Below are 14249 nucleotides of genomic sequence, written 5' to 3' on the forward strand. Positions count from 1 at the left end.
CCCCCTGACGGCCCGTCAGCCCAGGTGCTGCCGCACCGCCGCCGCCAGCCGCTCGCCGACCGCCAGGGCCTGCTCGTGGCCGACCGCCTCGACCATCACCCGGACCAGCGGCTCGGTGCCGGACTTGCGCAGCAGCACCCGCCCGGTGGAGCCCAGTTCGGCCTCCGCCGCGGCGACCGCGTCCCGCAGTTCGACGCAGGACTCCACCCGGTCCTTGTCCACGTCCTTGACGTTGATCAGCACCTGCGGCAGCCGGGTCATCACCGCGGCGAGGTCCGCCAGCGGCTGCTTGGTCGCGGCCAGCCGGGCGCCCAGCATCAGGCCGGTCAGGGTGCCGTCGCCGGTGGTGGCGTGGTCGAGCAGGATCACGTGCCCGGACTGCTCGCCGCCCAGCGCGAAGCCGTGCTGCTTCATCTCCTCCAGCACGTACCGGTCGCCGACCGCGGTCTGCACCAGCTCGACGCCCTCGCGCTCCATCGCCAGCTTGAAGCCCAGGTTCGACATCACGGTGGCGACCGCGGTGTTGCCGCGCAGCGTGCCGGCCTCCTTCATGGCGACCGCCAGGATGGCCAGGATCTGGTCGCCGTCGACCTCGTTGCCCTCGGCGTCGGCGGCCAGGCAGCGGTCGGCGTCGCCGTCCAGGGCGACGCCCAGGTCGGCCCGGTGCTCCTTCATCGCGGCGCGCAGCTTGTCGAGGTGGGTGGAGCCGACGCCGTCGTTGATGTTCAGGCCGTTCGGCTCGGCCCCCAGGGTGTACACCACCTCGGCGCCGGCCCGGGCGAACGCCTCCGGGGCGACCCGGGCGGCCGCGCCGTGCGCGCCGTCGATGACGACCTTGATGCCGTCGAGCCGGTTCGGCAGCACCGCGATCAGGTGCGCCACGTACCGGTCGAAGCCCTCGGTGTACTGGCGGACCCGGCCCACGGCCGCGCCGGTCGGGCGGTCCCAGGTCTCGTCGCCGACGCCGTAGCGGCGGTAGTGCTCCTCGATCGCGTCCTCGATCGCGTCGTCGAGCTTGTGGCCGCCGCGGGCCAGGAACTTGATGCCGTTGTCGGGCATCGCGTTGTGGCTGGCGGACAGCATCACGCCGAAGTCCGCGCCGAGCGCGCCGGTCAGGTACGCCACGGCGGGCGTCGGCAGCACGCCCACCCGGAGCACGTCCACGCCGGCACTGGCCAGGCCCGCGATCACCGCGGCCTCCAGGAACTCTCCGGACGCCCGGGGGTCCCGGCCCACCACGGCCACCGGCCGGTGCCCCTCGAACGCGTTCGCGTCGCCGAGCACGTGGGCGGCGGCGACCGACAGGCCGAGCGCCAACTCCGCGGTCAGGCCGACATTGGCCACCCCGCGCACCCCGTCCGTACCGAAGAGTCGTGCCATGTTCGCGTTCGTCCCGTCTGTCGTGCCCGAGGGGCTCGGTTGGTGCGGCCGCCGCGGACTCCGCACCGGTCCGGGAGGCACAACGCCCCGGAGCACAGTGTGCTCCGGGGCGAGGATCGCATGCGGGATGCGATTAGCGCTTGCTGTACTGCGGCGCCTTGCGGGCCTTCTTGAGACCGGCCTTCTTGCGCTCGACGGCGCGCGAGTCACGGGTCAGGAAGCCGGCCTTCTTGAGCGCGGCGCGGTTGTTGTCCACGTCCGCCTCGTTCAGGGCGCGGGCCACGCCGAGGCGCAGCGCGTAGGCCTGACCGGAGACGCCGCCACCCGCGATGCGGGCGATGACGTCGTAACGGCCGTCCAGCTCCAGGAGCTTGAAGGGCTCGTTCACGGTCTGCTGGTGCACCTTGTTGGGGAAGTAGTTCTCCAGGGTGCGACCGTTGATCTTCCACTGGCCGGTGCCGGGGACGATGCGCACGCGGGCGATCGCCTCCTTGCGGCGGCCGAGGCCGGCGCCGGGGACGGCCTCGCCGAAGCGACCGGCCAGCGACTCGGTGGTGTACTCGGTCTCGGTGGTGTACTCGTCGACGTTCTCGTCGTCGAACTCGACCTCGAGGGTGCTCTCGATGGCAGTCTCGGCCACGGTGTTCCTCAGCTCTTCTACGTCAGTTGGGGTGTGGGTGGCCGGAATTACTGCGCGACCTGGGTGATCTCGAACGGCACCGGCTGCTGCGCAGCGTGCGGGTGCTGGTCGCCCGAGTAGACCTTCAGCTTCGAGAGCATCTGACGGCCCAGGCTGTTCTTCGGAACCATGCCCTTGATGGCCTTCTCGACGGCCTTCTCCGGGTTGTTCGCGAGCAGGTCGTCGTAACGGACCGAGCGGAGGCCGCCCGGGAAGCCGCTGTGGCGGTAGGCCATCTTCTGGGTCTTCTTGTTGCCCGAGAGGTGCACCTTGTCGGCGTTGATGATGATGACGAAGTCACCGGTGTCAACGTGCGGCGCGTAGATCGCCTTGTGCTTGCCCCGCAGGAGGTTGGCGGCCTGGGAGGCCAGGCGGCCGAGCACGACGTCGGTCGCGTCGATGACGTGCCACTGACGCTGGACGTCGCCGGGCTTGGGGCTGTACGTACGCACGGTCGTAGCCTTCGCTTTTCAGTGAGTGGGTCCTGACAGGAGCACCGAGGCCAGGGGCCTCCAGCCGATCCGCCCGGACGCAATTCGGGCAGCCGCTGGAGTTCGGCCTGTTCGTCTCCGGCGTACCGACGTCTCACGTGAGATAGAGCCAGCCAATACGCACAACAGCGGCCAACGATACCGGGCCGGTGGGGTGGAATCCAAACCGGCCCGGCCCCTCGGCCCGGGAAATCGACGGATCAGCGGTCGCGGACCACCCGGGTCTCGTCCCACACCGGCTCCGGGGACTCGTAGACCCGGCCGTCCGAGCCGAACACCAGGAAGCGGTCGAAGCTCCTGGCGAACCAGCGGTCGTGCGTCACGCACAGCACCGTGCCGTCGAACGCCTCCAGGCCCTGCTGCAGCGCCTCGGCGCTCTCCAGGTCCAGGTTGTCGGTCGGCTCGTCCAGCAGCAGCGCCGTCGAACCCGACAGCTCCAGCTTGAGGATCATCAGCCGGGCCTGCTGGCCGCCGGACAGCGACTCGAACTTCTGCTCCTCCTGCCGGTCCAGCTCGTAGCGGCGCAGCGCCGACATCGCCGCCCCGCGGGAGAGCGCGTGCTCCTCCTCGACGATCGAGCGGATCGTCCGGCCGAGCAGCTCCGGGTGCGCGTGGGTCTGCCGGAAGTGGCCGGGCACCACCCGGGCGCCGAGCTTCCAGGCGCCGCCGTGCTTCACCGTGTCGTCGCCGGCCAGCAGCCGCAGGAAGTGCGACTTGCCGGAGCCGTTGGAGCCCAGCACCGCGACCCGCTCGCCGTAGAAGACCTCCAGGTCGAAGGGCTTCATCAGGCCGGACAGCTCCAGGCCCTGCATGGTGAAGGCCCGCACGCCGGTGCGGCCGCCCTTCAACCGCATGGTGATCGACTGCTCGCGCGGCGGGGCCTCGGGCGGGCCGGCGTCCTCGAACTTCTTCAGCCTGGTCTGCGCGGCCGCGTACCGGGAGGCCATCTCGTGGCTGACCGCGGCGGCCTGGCGGAGCGTCACCACCAGCTTCTTCAGCTTGGCGTGCTCCTCGTCCCAGCGGCGGCGCAGTTCCTCGAAGCGCTCGAACCGGGCCTTGCGGGCCTCGTGGAAGGTGGCGAAGCCGCCGCCGTGCACCCAGACGCTGGAGCCGGTCGCGCCGGACTCCACCGCGATGATCTTGTCGGCCGTCCGGGACAGCAGCTCGCGGTCGTGCGAGATGTACAGCACCGTCTTGGAGGTGGCCCTGATGGCCTCCTCCAGCCAGCGCTTGCCCGGCACGTCCAGGTAGTTGTCCGGCTCGTCGAGCAGCAGCACCTCGTCCGGGCCGCGCAGCAGCGCCTCCAGCACCAGGCGCTTCTGCTCGCCGCCGGAGAGCGTGTTCAGCCCGCGCCACTGCGCCCGCTCGAAGGGCATCCCGAGCGCGGCCACGGTGCAGACGTCCCAGTCCGCCTCGTACTCGTAGCCGCCGGCGTCCGACCAGTCCGCGAGCGCCTGCGCGTACGCCATCTGCGACTTCTCGTCGTCCTGGGCGATCATCGCCAGCTCCGCGGCGTCCACCAGGCGGGCCGCGTCGGCGATCCGCTTCGGCGCCACCGAGACCAGCAGGTCGCGGACCGAGGCGTCGGCGGGCAGCGCGCCCGGCGCGTCCTCGGCGTTCTCCCGGCCGGTGGTGCCGACGAACTGGCGCATCACGCCGAGCCCGCCGCTCACCGTCACCGATCCGCCGTGCGGCTGGGTGTCGCCCGCGATCATCCGCAGCAGCGTGGTCTTGCCGGCGCCGTTCGCGCCGACCAGGGCGACGGCCGCGCCCTCGCCGACCCGGAAGGACGCGTCGTCGAACAGCACCCGCCCGTCCGGCAGGTAGTACTCAAGGTGCGAAATCTCGACGTGTCCCATGCCACCGAATTGTGCCAAGCCCCCACCCCGCGACAAAACGGATTACCCCGCCGGTTCGCCCAGCGTCCGCAGTCGGCGCGAGACCCGGTTGCGCTCCGCCAGCAGCTCGTCGGCCGGGTAGCCGACCTCCTCCAGCGTCAGCCCGTGCGGCCGGATCACGTTGACGGCCGAGTTCCGCACCCCGCCCGCCAGCACCTCGCCCGGGAACCCCACCGGCCGGTGCCCGTCGCCGACCAGCAGCATCGCCCCGACCAGCGCGCGCACCATGTTGTGGCAGAACGCGTCCGCCCGCACCGTCGCCACCGCCAGCGAGCCCTCCTGGGCCGCGTACGGGTCGATCGGCACCCGGTCCCAGTGCAGCTCCAGCAGGGTGCGGATGGTCGTCGCGCCCTCGCGCTTCTTGCAGTACGCGGCGAAGTCGTGCTCCCCGACCAGCAGCCGGGCCGCCTCGTTCATCTTCTCCAGGTCGAGCGGCCGGTCGTGCCAGAGCACGTGGCCGCGGACCAGCGGGTCCACCCCGCCCGGGTGGTCGGCCACCCGGTACGCGTAGCGCCGCCAGATCGCCGCGAACCGGGCGTCGAACCCGTGCGGGGCCTCCGCGACCCGGTACACCCGCACGTCGGCGGGCAGCCGCCCGGCCAGCCGGCGCAGCAGCTTCCCGCCGTGCTGCTCCCACAGCTCCGTCGGCAGGTCCACGTGCGCGACCTGGCCGCGGGCGTGCACCCCGGCGTCGGTGCGCCCGGCGACCGTCAGCGGGAAGTTCTCCGCGCTGCGCAGCACGATCCGCAGCGCGTCCTCCAACTCGCCCTGCACGGTGCGCCGTTCGCGCTGCCGGGCCCATCCCGAGAACTCCGCCCCGTGGTAGGCGAGGTCGAGCCTGATCCGGGTGTGCCCGTCCGCCGGGCCGTCCTTCACCGGCGGCAGCTCCGCGCAGTCGTTCACCACTCCAACTCCCCTGTCCCGTAGCTGAGATGCGAACGGGCCCGCTCCCCCGGCGAACGGGAGAACGGGCCCGGACGAAGACCTACCGGGAGGCTCAGGCCTCGGTGGTCTCGGCGGCCTCGTCGGCCTTGGTCTCCTCGGCCTCGGCGGCCTTGGTCTCGGCGGCCTTGGTCTCGGCCTCCTTGACGGAGCGCTTGGTGGCGGCCTCGGCCTCGGCGACGGTCGCCTTGGTGGCGATCTCGCCCTCGACCAGCTCGATCACGGCCATGGGCGCGTTGTCGCCGCGACGGCCGCCGATCTTGGTGATGCGGGTGTAACCGCCGGGACGGTTCTCGAACCGCGGGGCGATCTCGGTGAAGAGGGTGTGCAGCACCGACACGTCGGTGATGGTCTTGCGCACCAGGCGACGGTTGTGGATGTCGCCCTTCTTCGCCTTGGTGATCAGCTTCTCCGCCAGCGGGCGCAGGCGACGGGCCTTGGCCTCGGTGGTGGTGATGCGGCCGTACTGGAACAGCTCGCGGGCCAGACCGGCCAGCAGCAGCGGCTCGTGGGACGGACCGCCGCCGAGGCGGGCACCCTTGGTGGGACGGGGCATGACTTAGCTCCTTGAATCTCCGACTGCGGCCGTACCAGGTACCGCAGCGGGCGTACGGACACCGCGTCCGCACGACTTCTCACGCCACCGGGGGCGGTTCACCGGGAACCGCCCCCGCTGTCGAAACTTGATGACCTCAGTACTGCTCGGTCTCCGCGTAGCCCTGGTCGTCCAGGTCGTCGGCGCCGAAGGCGTCGGCGGCGGCGGTCGGGTCGAACCCGGGCGGGCTGTCCTTGAGGGCCAGGCCCATGCCGGCCAGCTTCGCCTTGACCTCGTCGATCGACTTCGCACCGAAGTTGCGGATGTCGAGCAGGTCGGCCTCCGAGCGGGCGACGAGCTCACCCACGGTGTGGATGCCCTCGCGCTTGAGGCAGTTGTAGGAGCGGACCGTGAGCTCCAGCTCCTCGATCGGCAGCGCCAGGTCGGCGGCCAGGGCGGCGTCCGTCGGGGACGGGCCCATGTCGATGCCCTCGGCGTCGACGTTCAGCTCGCGGGCCAGGCCGAACAGCTCGACCAGGGTCTTGCCGGCCGAGGCCATCGCGTCGCGCGGGCGCATGGCGGGCTTGGTCTCGACGTCGACGATCAGCTTGTCGAAGTCGGTGCGCTGCTCGACACGGGTCGCCTCGACCTTGTAGGTGACCTTCAGCACGGGGCTGTAGATCGAGTCGACCGGGATGCGGCCGATCTCCTGGCCGGAGGCCTTGTTCTGCACGGCGGAGACGTAGCCGCGACCGCGCTCGACGGTCAGCTCCATCTCCAGCTTGCCCTTGCCGTTCAGGGTGGCGAGGACCAGCTCGGGGTTGTGCACCTCGACACCGGCCGGGGGCGCGATGTCGGCGGCGGTGACCACACCCGGGCCCTGCTTGCGCAGGTACATCACGACCGGCTCGTCGTGCTCCGAGGAGACGACCAGCTGCTTGATGTTCAGGATGAGGTCGGTGACGTCCTCCTTGACGCCCGGCACGGTGGTGAACTCGTGCAGGACGCCGTCGATCCGGATGCTGGTGACGGCGGCACCGGGGATCGAGGAGAGGAGCGTGCGGCGGAGCGAGTTGCCGAGGGTGTAGCCGAAGCCCGGCTCCAGCGGCTCGATCACGAACCGCGAGCGGAACTCGTCGACGACCTCTTCGGTCAGCGAAGGACGCTGAGCGATCAGCATGTTCTGGTTCCTCCAGTTGTCTTCGGCACCCACTATTTGATGCCGACAGAACTCAAGCGTACGGGCTCCCGCGACAAACGGGAGCCCGTACCAGGTTTAAAACACCGACTGCCTGGTGACCCCAGGCATCGCGTCAGACGCGGCGGCGCTTCGGCGGGCGGCAGCCGTTGTGCGGGGTGGGGGTGACGTCCTGGATCGAGCCCACCTCCAGGCCGGTGGCCTGGAGCGAGCGGATCGCGGTCTCACGGCCGGAGCCCGGACCCTTGACGAAGACGTCGACCTTGCGCATGCCGTGCTCCTGCGCGCGACGGGCAGCGGCCTCGGCGGCCATCTGCGCGGCGAACGGGGTGGACTTGCGCGAGCCCTTGAAGCCCACGTGGCCGGCGGAGGCCCAGGAGATCACGTTGCCCGAGGGGTCGGTGATCGAAACGATGGTGTTGTTGAACGTGCTCTTGATGTGAGCGTGCCCGTGGGCGACGTTCTTCTTCTCCTTGCGGCGGATCTTCTTCGCGCCGGCAGCCTGACGACCCTTGGGGGGCATAAGTCTGTTCTCCTACTGAGGTGGTCGGTCCGCTGACCCGCGGGCCGGAGGGATGTCCGGTGACGGGACGGACTACTTCTTGCCCGGCTTCTTCTTGCCGGCGATCGCGCGACGCGGGCCCTTGCGGGTACGCGCGTTGGTGTGGGTGCGCTGGCCGCGGACGGGCAGGCCGCGACGGTGGCGCAGGCCCTCGTAGCAGCCGATCTCGACCTTGCGGCGGATGTCGGCGGCGACGGCACGGCGGAGGTCACCCTCGACCTCGAAGTTCGCGTCGACGAACTTCTGCAGCTTGACGAGGTCGTCCTCGGTGATGTCGCGGACGCGGATGTCACCGCTCACGCCGGTCTCGGCGAGCGCCAGCTGGGCGCGGGTCTTGCCGATGCCGTAGACGTAGGTGAGGGCGATCTCGATCCGCTTCTCGCGGGGGAGATCAACGCCGGAAAGGCGTGCCATTCAAGGCTCCTGTGGTTCTTCTCAGAGGTCTGACGTGCCGCCTACTCGCTGTCTCTCGACAGGGAGCCCCGGCCTCTGACCGGGGGTGGCAGTCCGTCCTTCCGGACGGATCGGGCGGCCCGCTTATGACGTTGGTGCGCGTCGCGCGAAGGTCCTACGAGAAATGCGGTGGATCAGCCCTGGCGCTGCTTGTGGCGCAGGTTGTCGCAGATCACCATGACCCGGCCGTGACGGCGGATCACCTTGCACTTGTCGCAGATCTTCTTGACGCTCGGCTTGACCTTCATGATTCAGGTTCTCCGGGGTCTAGATCTGGCGGTTGTTACTTGTAGCGGTAGACGATCCGGCCGCGGGTCAGGTCGTAGGGGCTGAGCTCCACCACGACCCGGTCATCCGGAAGGATGCGGATGTAGTGCATGCGCATCTTGCCGCTGATGTGTGCGAGGACCTTGTGACCGTTCTGCAGCTCGACCTTGAACATCGCGTTCGGAAGAGACTCGATCACGGTGCCCTCGATCTCAATGGCGCCTTGCTTCTTAGCCATGAACTGCGAGATCCACCCTTCGGGTCCGGCTACCGTATGCGGAACGCTCGTGCGAACCAGGCTTCACCTCTGCCCGCGGGGTTTCCCCGGGGTTGAGGGCGTGCGGGAACACGCTACGAGAGAGCCGACGCACCATCGTAAACCAAGCACCACGCGGGAGCGAAATCAGCCCTGCGCCTTCACCATGACCGGGCTCACCGGCTCCACCACGGCGGTGCAGGCCGAGCAGCGGCGGGCGGCCTGCGGGATCTCGGTCAGGCACTCCGGGCAGGGGCGCTTCGGGGTGGCCGGCTTCTTCGGCAGGTAGCGGGCGGTGGCCTTGGAGACCGGCAGCACCACGCAGAAGTACAGCACCGCGGCGGTCAGGATGAAGGCGATCAGCACGTTCAGGAACTGGCCGTACGGGAAGGTGACGTCCGCCACCGTGAACTTGTAGGCGCTGAAGTCGCCCGCGGCGCCGACCACCACGCCGAGCACCGGGGTGAGGAAGGCGGTCACGAAGCCGGTGACGACCCCGGTGAAGGCGGCGCCGATCACCACACCGACGGCCATGTCGATGACGTTGCCGCGCATCATGAAGTCGCGGAAGCCCTTGAGCACGTTCTCTCCCCTGGGGTAGCTGCGGGTCTCAGCAGAAGAAAATAGGACAAGAGGCCCGGAGGTCCAAACCCCCAGGCCCCGATCCGTCCGCAGTGAGAGAAGTCCCTCAGCCGGGCCGCCCCGGCCGGCGCTCAGCCCAGCGGGTCGGGCGCGGCGGTGACGCCGAGCTTCGCCAGCTCGGCCTTCCCGCCGTCGAAGGCGGTCAGCACCAGCGGGCCCTGCTCGGTGACGGCCACCGAGTGCTCCCAGTGCGAGGCCCAGGTGCCGTCGGTGGTGACCACCGTCCAGTCGTCCTCCAGCACCTCGGTGTGCGGGGTGCCGAGCGAGACCATCGGCTCGATCGCCAGCACGGTGCCGGGGACCAGCTTCATGCCCTTGCCGCGGCCGGCCACGTAGTTCAGCACGTGCGGCTCCATGTGCATCGCGGTGCCGATGCCGTGGCCGCCGTAGCCCTCGGTGATGCCCCACTTGCCCTTCGGCGGCAGCGGCTGGCGGCGGACGAAGCCCTCGATCGCCCGGGAGACGTCGACCAGCCGGTTGCCCTTCTTCATCTGGGCGATGCCGGCCCACATCGAGCCCTCGGTGACCCGCGACAGCATCACGTTCTCGGCGGCGGTCGCGCCGACCGCGACGGTGATCGCCGCGTCGCCGTGCCAGCCGTCCAGGATCGCGCCGCAGTCGATCGAGATCAGGTCGCCCTCCTGCAGCACCTTGTCGCCGGGGATGCCGTGCACGACCTCCTCGTTGACGGAGGCGCAGATCACCCCCGGGAACCACAGGCCGCCGTGGTCGGCGCGGAAGTTGGAGGTGGCGCCGTGCTTGGTGATGACCGCGTCCGCGATGTCGTTCAGCTCACCGGTGGTCACCCCCGGGGCGACCGCCGCGCGGGCTGCCTTCAGGGCCTCGGCGACGACCAGCCCGGCCGCCCGCATCTTCGCGATCTGCTCGGGGGTCTTGATCTCCACCATCTGGTCAACGCCTTCCACGTTCTGAATCTCGGACTGCCCTCCACCGTACGACGCACGAGACGGCCGGGCCGCCCGCTTCGGGGCGACCCGGCCGTCTCACGACGTCCTGTGGCGTCAGGCGTTCTTGTTCTGCTCCAGGGCGGCGACCGCGCGCTCGGTCACCTCGTCCACCTTGCCGAGGGCGGAGATGGTGACCAGCAGGCCCTGCTCCTGGTAGTAGCCGATGATCGGCTCGGTCTTGGAGTGGTACTCCTCCAGCCGGACCCGCACGGCCTCCTCGGTGTCGTCCGAGCGCTGGTACAGCTCGCCGCCGCACTCGTCGCAGACGCCCTCGGTCTTCGGCGGGTTGTACACCACGTGGAACACGTGGGCGCCGTCCTTGCGGCACAGCCGGCGACCGGCGATCCGCTTGACGACCTCGTCCTCGGGGACCTCAAGGTCCAGCACGCCGTCCAGCGCGATGCCGTTCTCGGCCAGGATGGCGTCCAGCGCCTCCGCCTGGCCCAGGTTGCGCGGGAAGCCGTCCAGCAGGAAGCCGTTGGCGGCGTCCGACTGGAGCATGCGGTCCTTGGCCATCCCGATGGTGACCTCGTCGGGCACCAGGCGCCCGGCGTCCATGTAGCTCTTGGCCTCGACACCCAGCGGGGTGCCCTGGCTGATGTTCGCGCGGAACAGGTCACCGGTGGAGATGTGGGGAATGGACAGGGTCTTGGCCAGAACGTGCGCCTGAGTACCCTTCCCGGCCCCGGGGGGTCCGACGAGGACGATTCGCATCAGCGGAGGAACCCTTCGTAATTGCGCTGCTGGAGTTGGCTCTCGATCTGCTTCACAGTTTCGAGTCCGACGCCGACGACGATGAGCACGGAGGTGCCGCCGAACGGGAAGTTGGTCTGCTGCCCGAAGGCGACGAGGGCGACCATCGGGATCAACGCGATCAGGCCCAGGTACAGCGAACCCGGCCACGTGATGCGGGTGAGCACGTAGTTCAGGTACTCGGCCGTCGGTCGGCCGGCCCGGATGCCCGGGATGAAGCCACCATACTTCTTCATGTTGTCGGCAACTTCTTCGGGGTTGAAGGAGATGGCGACGTAGAAGAAGGCGAAGAAGACGATCAGCACGAAGTAGGTCGCCATGTAGATCGGGTGGTCACCCTTGACGAAGTGCTCCTTGACCCAGATCGCCCAGCCCGCCTGGGAGTTGGTCAGCTGCACCACCAGCGCCGGGATGTACAGCAGCGAGGAGGCGAAGATGACCGGGATCACACCGGCCTGGTTGACCTTCAGCGGGATGTAGGTCGAGGTGCCGCCGAAGGACCGGCGGCCGACCATCCGCTTCGCGTACTGCACCGGGATCCGGCGCTGGGCCTGCTCGACGAAGATGACCAGGCAGACCACGATGATGCCGACCGCGATGACCGAGGCGAACTCGCCCCAGCCGTCCAGCAGCGAGCCGGACTGCTTGATCGCCCACATCGAGCCGGGGAAGCCGGCCGCGATCGAGGTGAAGATCAGGATCGACATGCCGTTGCCGATGCCGCGGTCGGTGATCAGCTCGCCCAGCCACATGATCACGGTGGTGCCCGCGGTCATGATGATGACCATCGTGGCGATCCGGAAGATCGACTGGTTCGGGATGATGTCCCCGCCCTGCGCGCAGTTCGAGAACAGCGCGCCGCTGGAGGCCGTCGCCAGGATGCCGGTGCCCTGGAGCACCGCGAGGGCGATGGTCAGGTAGCGGGTGTACTGGGTGATCTTCGCGGTGCCGGCCTGCCCCTCCTTCTTCAGCGCTTCGAGCCGCGGGATGACCACGGTGAGCAGCTGGAGGATGATGCTGGCCGTGATGTACGGCATGATGCCGAGCGCGAAGATGGTCAACTGCAGCAGCGCGCCGCCGCTGAACAGGTTGACCAGACCGAACAGGCCTTCCTTCTGGCTCTTCACGCACGCGTGGACGGCCTCGAAGTTCACTCCTGGCACGGGGATGTGGGCGCCCATGCGGAACAGCACCATGATGCCCAGCGTGAACAGCAGCTTCTTGCGCAGGTCGGGCGTCTGGAACGCCCGCGCGAACGCACTGAGCACGGTGCCTCCTGCGCCTCCCGCGCGTCGTCGGCGGAAGGGTCGGTCCTGATGTGGGGTAAGGGAACTTCACGGACTCTAACAGTGCCGGGGGGCTCCACAGAAGCTCGTGCCGCCGCTCCCCCACTCATGGGGTACGGCTTGCCCGGTTTTGACACACAAACCGAGCACGTGCAAGGGGCCCCCTACGGCAACGGGCCCCGCCCCCTCTTTCGCAAGAGGGCGCGGGGCCCGTCGGTTGTCCGTGCGTCGGACCAGCGACGTCAGAGCAGCTCGGTGACCGAGCCGCCGGCGGCGGTGATCTTCTCGGCGGCGGAGCCGGAGACGGCGTCGACCGTCACCTGCAGCGCCACCGCGATGTCGCCCTGGCCGAGGACCTTGACGAGCTCGTTCTTGCGAACGGCGCCCTTCTCGACCAGGTCGGCCACGGTGACCTCGCCACCGTTCGGGTAGAGCTCGGCCAGGCGGTCCAGGTTCACGACCTGGAACTGCTTGTGGGCCGGGTTCTTGAAGCCCTTCAGCTTCGGCAGGCGCATGTGGAGGGGCATCTGGCCACCCTCGAAGCGCTGCGGAACCTGGTAGCGGGCCTTGGTGCCCTTGGTACCACGACCTGCGGTCTTACCCTTGGAGCCCTCACCACGACCGACGCGGATCTTGTCGGTCTTGGCGCCGGGCGCCGGACGCAGGTTGTGGATCTTGATGGGGGAGTTGTCCGCCATTTCAGTCCACCTCCTCGACCGTGACCAGGTGGCGAACGGTGTGGACCATGCCGCGGATCTCCGGGCGGTCCTCCTTCACCACGGTGTCGTTCAGCCGCTTCAGGCCGAGCGAACGCAGGGTGTCACGGTGGTTCTGCTTGCTACCGATGTACGACTTGGTCTGGGTGACCTTCAGGCGAGCCATCAGGCGCTCACCCCAGCCGCACGGGCCCGGAGCAGCGCGGCCGGGGCCACGTCCTCCAGGGGCAGGCCACGACGGGCGGCGATCTCCTCGGGGCGCACGAGGCCCTTCAGAGCAGCCACGGTGGCGTGCACGATGTTGATCGCGTTGTCCGAGCCGAGCGACTTCGACAGGATGTCGTGAACGCCGGCGCACTCCAGGACGGCACGCACCGGGCCACCGGCGATAACACCGGTACCGGGGGACGCCGGCTTCAGCAGCACGACGCCGGCGGCCTTCTCACCCTGGATGGGGTGCGGGATGGTGCCCTGGATACGGGGGACCTTGAAGAAGTTCTTCTTGGCCTCCTCAACACCCTTGGCGATGGCGGCCGGAACCTCCTTCGCCTTGCCGTAACCGACACCCACGGTGCCGTCACCGTCGCCCACCACGACCAGCGCGGTGAAGCTGAAGCGACGACCACCCTTGACAACCTTGGCGACACGGTTGATGGCGACGACGCGCTCGACGTAAGCGGTCTTCTCGGCGACCGGGGCGCCGCCCCGCTCGTCACGCTTACGGTCACGCCGCTCGCCGCCGCCGGTGCCACCGCCGGCGCCGCTACCGCGGCGCTGGGGTCCAGCCATTGGATTTACCTCTCTCGTTTACGTCCGCCGACAGAGTCGACGAGCGGCTTAGAAGTCGAGCCCGGCCTCGCGGGCCGCGTCCGCCAGGGCGGCGATGCGGCCGGCGTACCGGTTGCCCGCGCGGTCGAAGACGACCGACTCGACGCCGGCGGCCTTGGCGCGCTCGGCGACCAGGCTTCCGACCTTCTTGGCCAGCTCGGTCTTGTCGCCCTCGGCGCCCTTGATGGACACGTCGAGGGTGGACGCCGACGCCAGGGTGTGACCCTTGGCGTCGTCGATGACCTGGGCGACCATGTGGCGGTTCGAACGCGTCACGACGAGGCGCGGACGCACCTCGGTGCCGACGACGCGCTTGCGAACGCGGATGGCGCGGCGCTTGCGGGCGGCGTTCTTGTAGGCGTTGCCCTTGCCGATCTTGACAGAGACGCTCATCG

General features: G+C 69.4%; 19 protein-coding genes. All 19 read right to left on the bottom strand.

Going from position 1 to position 14249, the window contains the following annotated elements; all coding sequences use genetic code 11:
• Window positions 1-15: 15 nt before the first annotated feature.
• Window positions 16-1380, bottom strand: coding sequence for a phosphoglucosamine mutase (gene glmM / locus ACIQBJ_RS24030; RefSeq protein WP_400714168.1), 1365 nt, complete (start codon window positions 1378-1380; stop codon window positions 16-18).
• A 133-nt stretch (window positions 1381-1513) separates the two neighbouring features.
• On the bottom strand, window positions 1514-2020 hold the full coding sequence (rpsI, locus tag ACIQBJ_RS24035; RefSeq protein WP_014136250.1) for a 30S ribosomal protein S9: 507 nt from the start codon (window positions 2018-2020) through the stop codon (window positions 1514-1516).
• A 47-nt stretch (window positions 2021-2067) separates the two neighbouring features.
• Complete coding sequence (rplM, locus tag ACIQBJ_RS24040; protein WP_400714172.1) at window positions 2068-2511, bottom strand: 50S ribosomal protein L13; 444 nt, start codon at window positions 2509-2511, stop codon at window positions 2068-2070.
• A gap of 239 nt (window positions 2512-2750) precedes the next feature.
• The gene (locus ACIQBJ_RS24045; protein ID WP_400714175.1) at window positions 2751-4409 is read right to left on the bottom strand and encodes an ABC-F family ATP-binding cassette domain-containing protein; all 1659 of its coding nucleotides are present in this window, start codon (window positions 4407-4409) and stop codon (window positions 2751-2753) included.
• 42 nt (window positions 4410-4451) lie between these two features.
• The gene (gene truA / locus ACIQBJ_RS24050; protein ID WP_400714587.1) at window positions 4452-5324 is read right to left on the bottom strand and encodes a tRNA pseudouridine(38-40) synthase TruA; all 873 of its coding nucleotides are present in this window, start codon (window positions 5322-5324) and stop codon (window positions 4452-4454) included.
• A 121-nt stretch (window positions 5325-5445) separates the two neighbouring features.
• Window positions 5446-5946 (bottom strand): 50S ribosomal protein L17, encoded by a 501-nt coding sequence (gene rplQ / locus ACIQBJ_RS24055; protein ID WP_033213976.1) that lies wholly within the window; start codon window positions 5944-5946, stop codon window positions 5446-5448.
• 136 nt (window positions 5947-6082) lie between these two features.
• Window positions 6083-7105, bottom strand: coding sequence for a DNA-directed RNA polymerase subunit alpha (locus ACIQBJ_RS24060; RefSeq protein ID WP_030457404.1), 1023 nt, complete (start codon window positions 7103-7105; stop codon window positions 6083-6085).
• Window positions 7106-7238: 133 nt separating this feature from the next.
• Window positions 7239-7646 (bottom strand): 30S ribosomal protein S11, encoded by a 408-nt coding sequence (rpsK, locus tag ACIQBJ_RS24065; RefSeq protein WP_014136257.1) that lies wholly within the window; start codon window positions 7644-7646, stop codon window positions 7239-7241.
• Window positions 7647-7718: 72 nt separating this feature from the next.
• A complete protein-coding gene (gene rpsM, locus ACIQBJ_RS24070) occupies window positions 7719-8099 on the bottom strand; it encodes a 30S ribosomal protein S13 (protein ID WP_400714179.1) in 381 nt (126 codons plus the stop codon).
• A 173-nt stretch (window positions 8100-8272) separates the two neighbouring features.
• A complete protein-coding gene (rpmJ, locus tag ACIQBJ_RS24075) occupies window positions 8273-8386 on the bottom strand; it encodes a 50S ribosomal protein L36 (RefSeq protein ID WP_003956441.1) in 114 nt (37 codons plus the stop codon).
• 35 nt (window positions 8387-8421) lie between these two features.
• Window positions 8422-8643, bottom strand: coding sequence for a translation initiation factor IF-1 (gene infA, locus ACIQBJ_RS24080; protein ID WP_003956442.1), 222 nt, complete (start codon window positions 8641-8643; stop codon window positions 8422-8424).
• A gap of 165 nt (window positions 8644-8808) precedes the next feature.
• Window positions 8809-9243 (bottom strand): large conductance mechanosensitive channel protein MscL, encoded by a 435-nt coding sequence (mscL, locus tag ACIQBJ_RS24085; RefSeq protein WP_400714182.1) that lies wholly within the window; start codon window positions 9241-9243, stop codon window positions 8809-8811.
• A 131-nt stretch (window positions 9244-9374) separates the two neighbouring features.
• Window positions 9375-10211 carry a type I methionyl aminopeptidase gene (gene map, locus ACIQBJ_RS24090; protein WP_400714185.1) on the bottom strand — a complete coding sequence of 279 codons (837 nt, stop codon included), beginning with the start codon at window positions 10209-10211 and terminating at the stop codon, window positions 9375-9377.
• 114 nt (window positions 10212-10325) lie between these two features.
• Window positions 10326-10985: an adenylate kinase gene (locus ACIQBJ_RS24095; RefSeq protein ID WP_400714188.1), complete on the bottom strand. Its 660-nt coding sequence runs from the start codon at window positions 10983-10985 to the stop codon at window positions 10326-10328.
• Entirely contained in the window at window positions 10985-12292 is a 1308-nt protein-coding gene (gene secY, locus ACIQBJ_RS24100; RefSeq protein ID WP_400714191.1) for a preprotein translocase subunit SecY, read from the bottom strand. Before secY ends, ACIQBJ_RS24095 begins: the two co-directional genes overlap by 1 nt.
• Window positions 12293-12552: 260 nt before the next feature.
• Window positions 12553-13008, bottom strand: a complete 456-nt coding sequence (gene rplO / locus ACIQBJ_RS24105) for a 50S ribosomal protein L15 (RefSeq protein WP_176188493.1) — start codon at window positions 13006-13008, stop codon at window positions 12553-12555.
• A gap of 1 nt (window position 13009) precedes the next feature.
• Window positions 13010-13192 (bottom strand): 50S ribosomal protein L30, encoded by a 183-nt coding sequence (gene rpmD, locus ACIQBJ_RS24110; RefSeq protein ID WP_014136270.1) that lies wholly within the window; start codon window positions 13190-13192, stop codon window positions 13010-13012.
• A complete protein-coding gene (rpsE, locus tag ACIQBJ_RS24115) occupies window positions 13192-13815 on the bottom strand; it encodes a 30S ribosomal protein S5 (protein WP_400714195.1) in 624 nt (207 codons plus the stop codon). The genes rpmD and rpsE overlap by 1 nt, the downstream gene beginning before the upstream one ends.
• A 48-nt stretch (window positions 13816-13863) precedes the next feature.
• Complete coding sequence (gene rplR / locus ACIQBJ_RS24120) at window positions 13864-14247, bottom strand: 50S ribosomal protein L18 (RefSeq protein WP_073807939.1); 384 nt, start codon at window positions 14245-14247, stop codon at window positions 13864-13866.
• Window positions 14248-14249: the final 2 nt, after the last annotated feature.

Origin of the sequence: Kitasatospora sp. NPDC088391, from assembly GCF_044753345.1 — a bacterium.
Lineage (GTDB): Bacteria > Actinomycetota > Actinomycetes > Streptomycetales > Streptomycetaceae > Kitasatospora.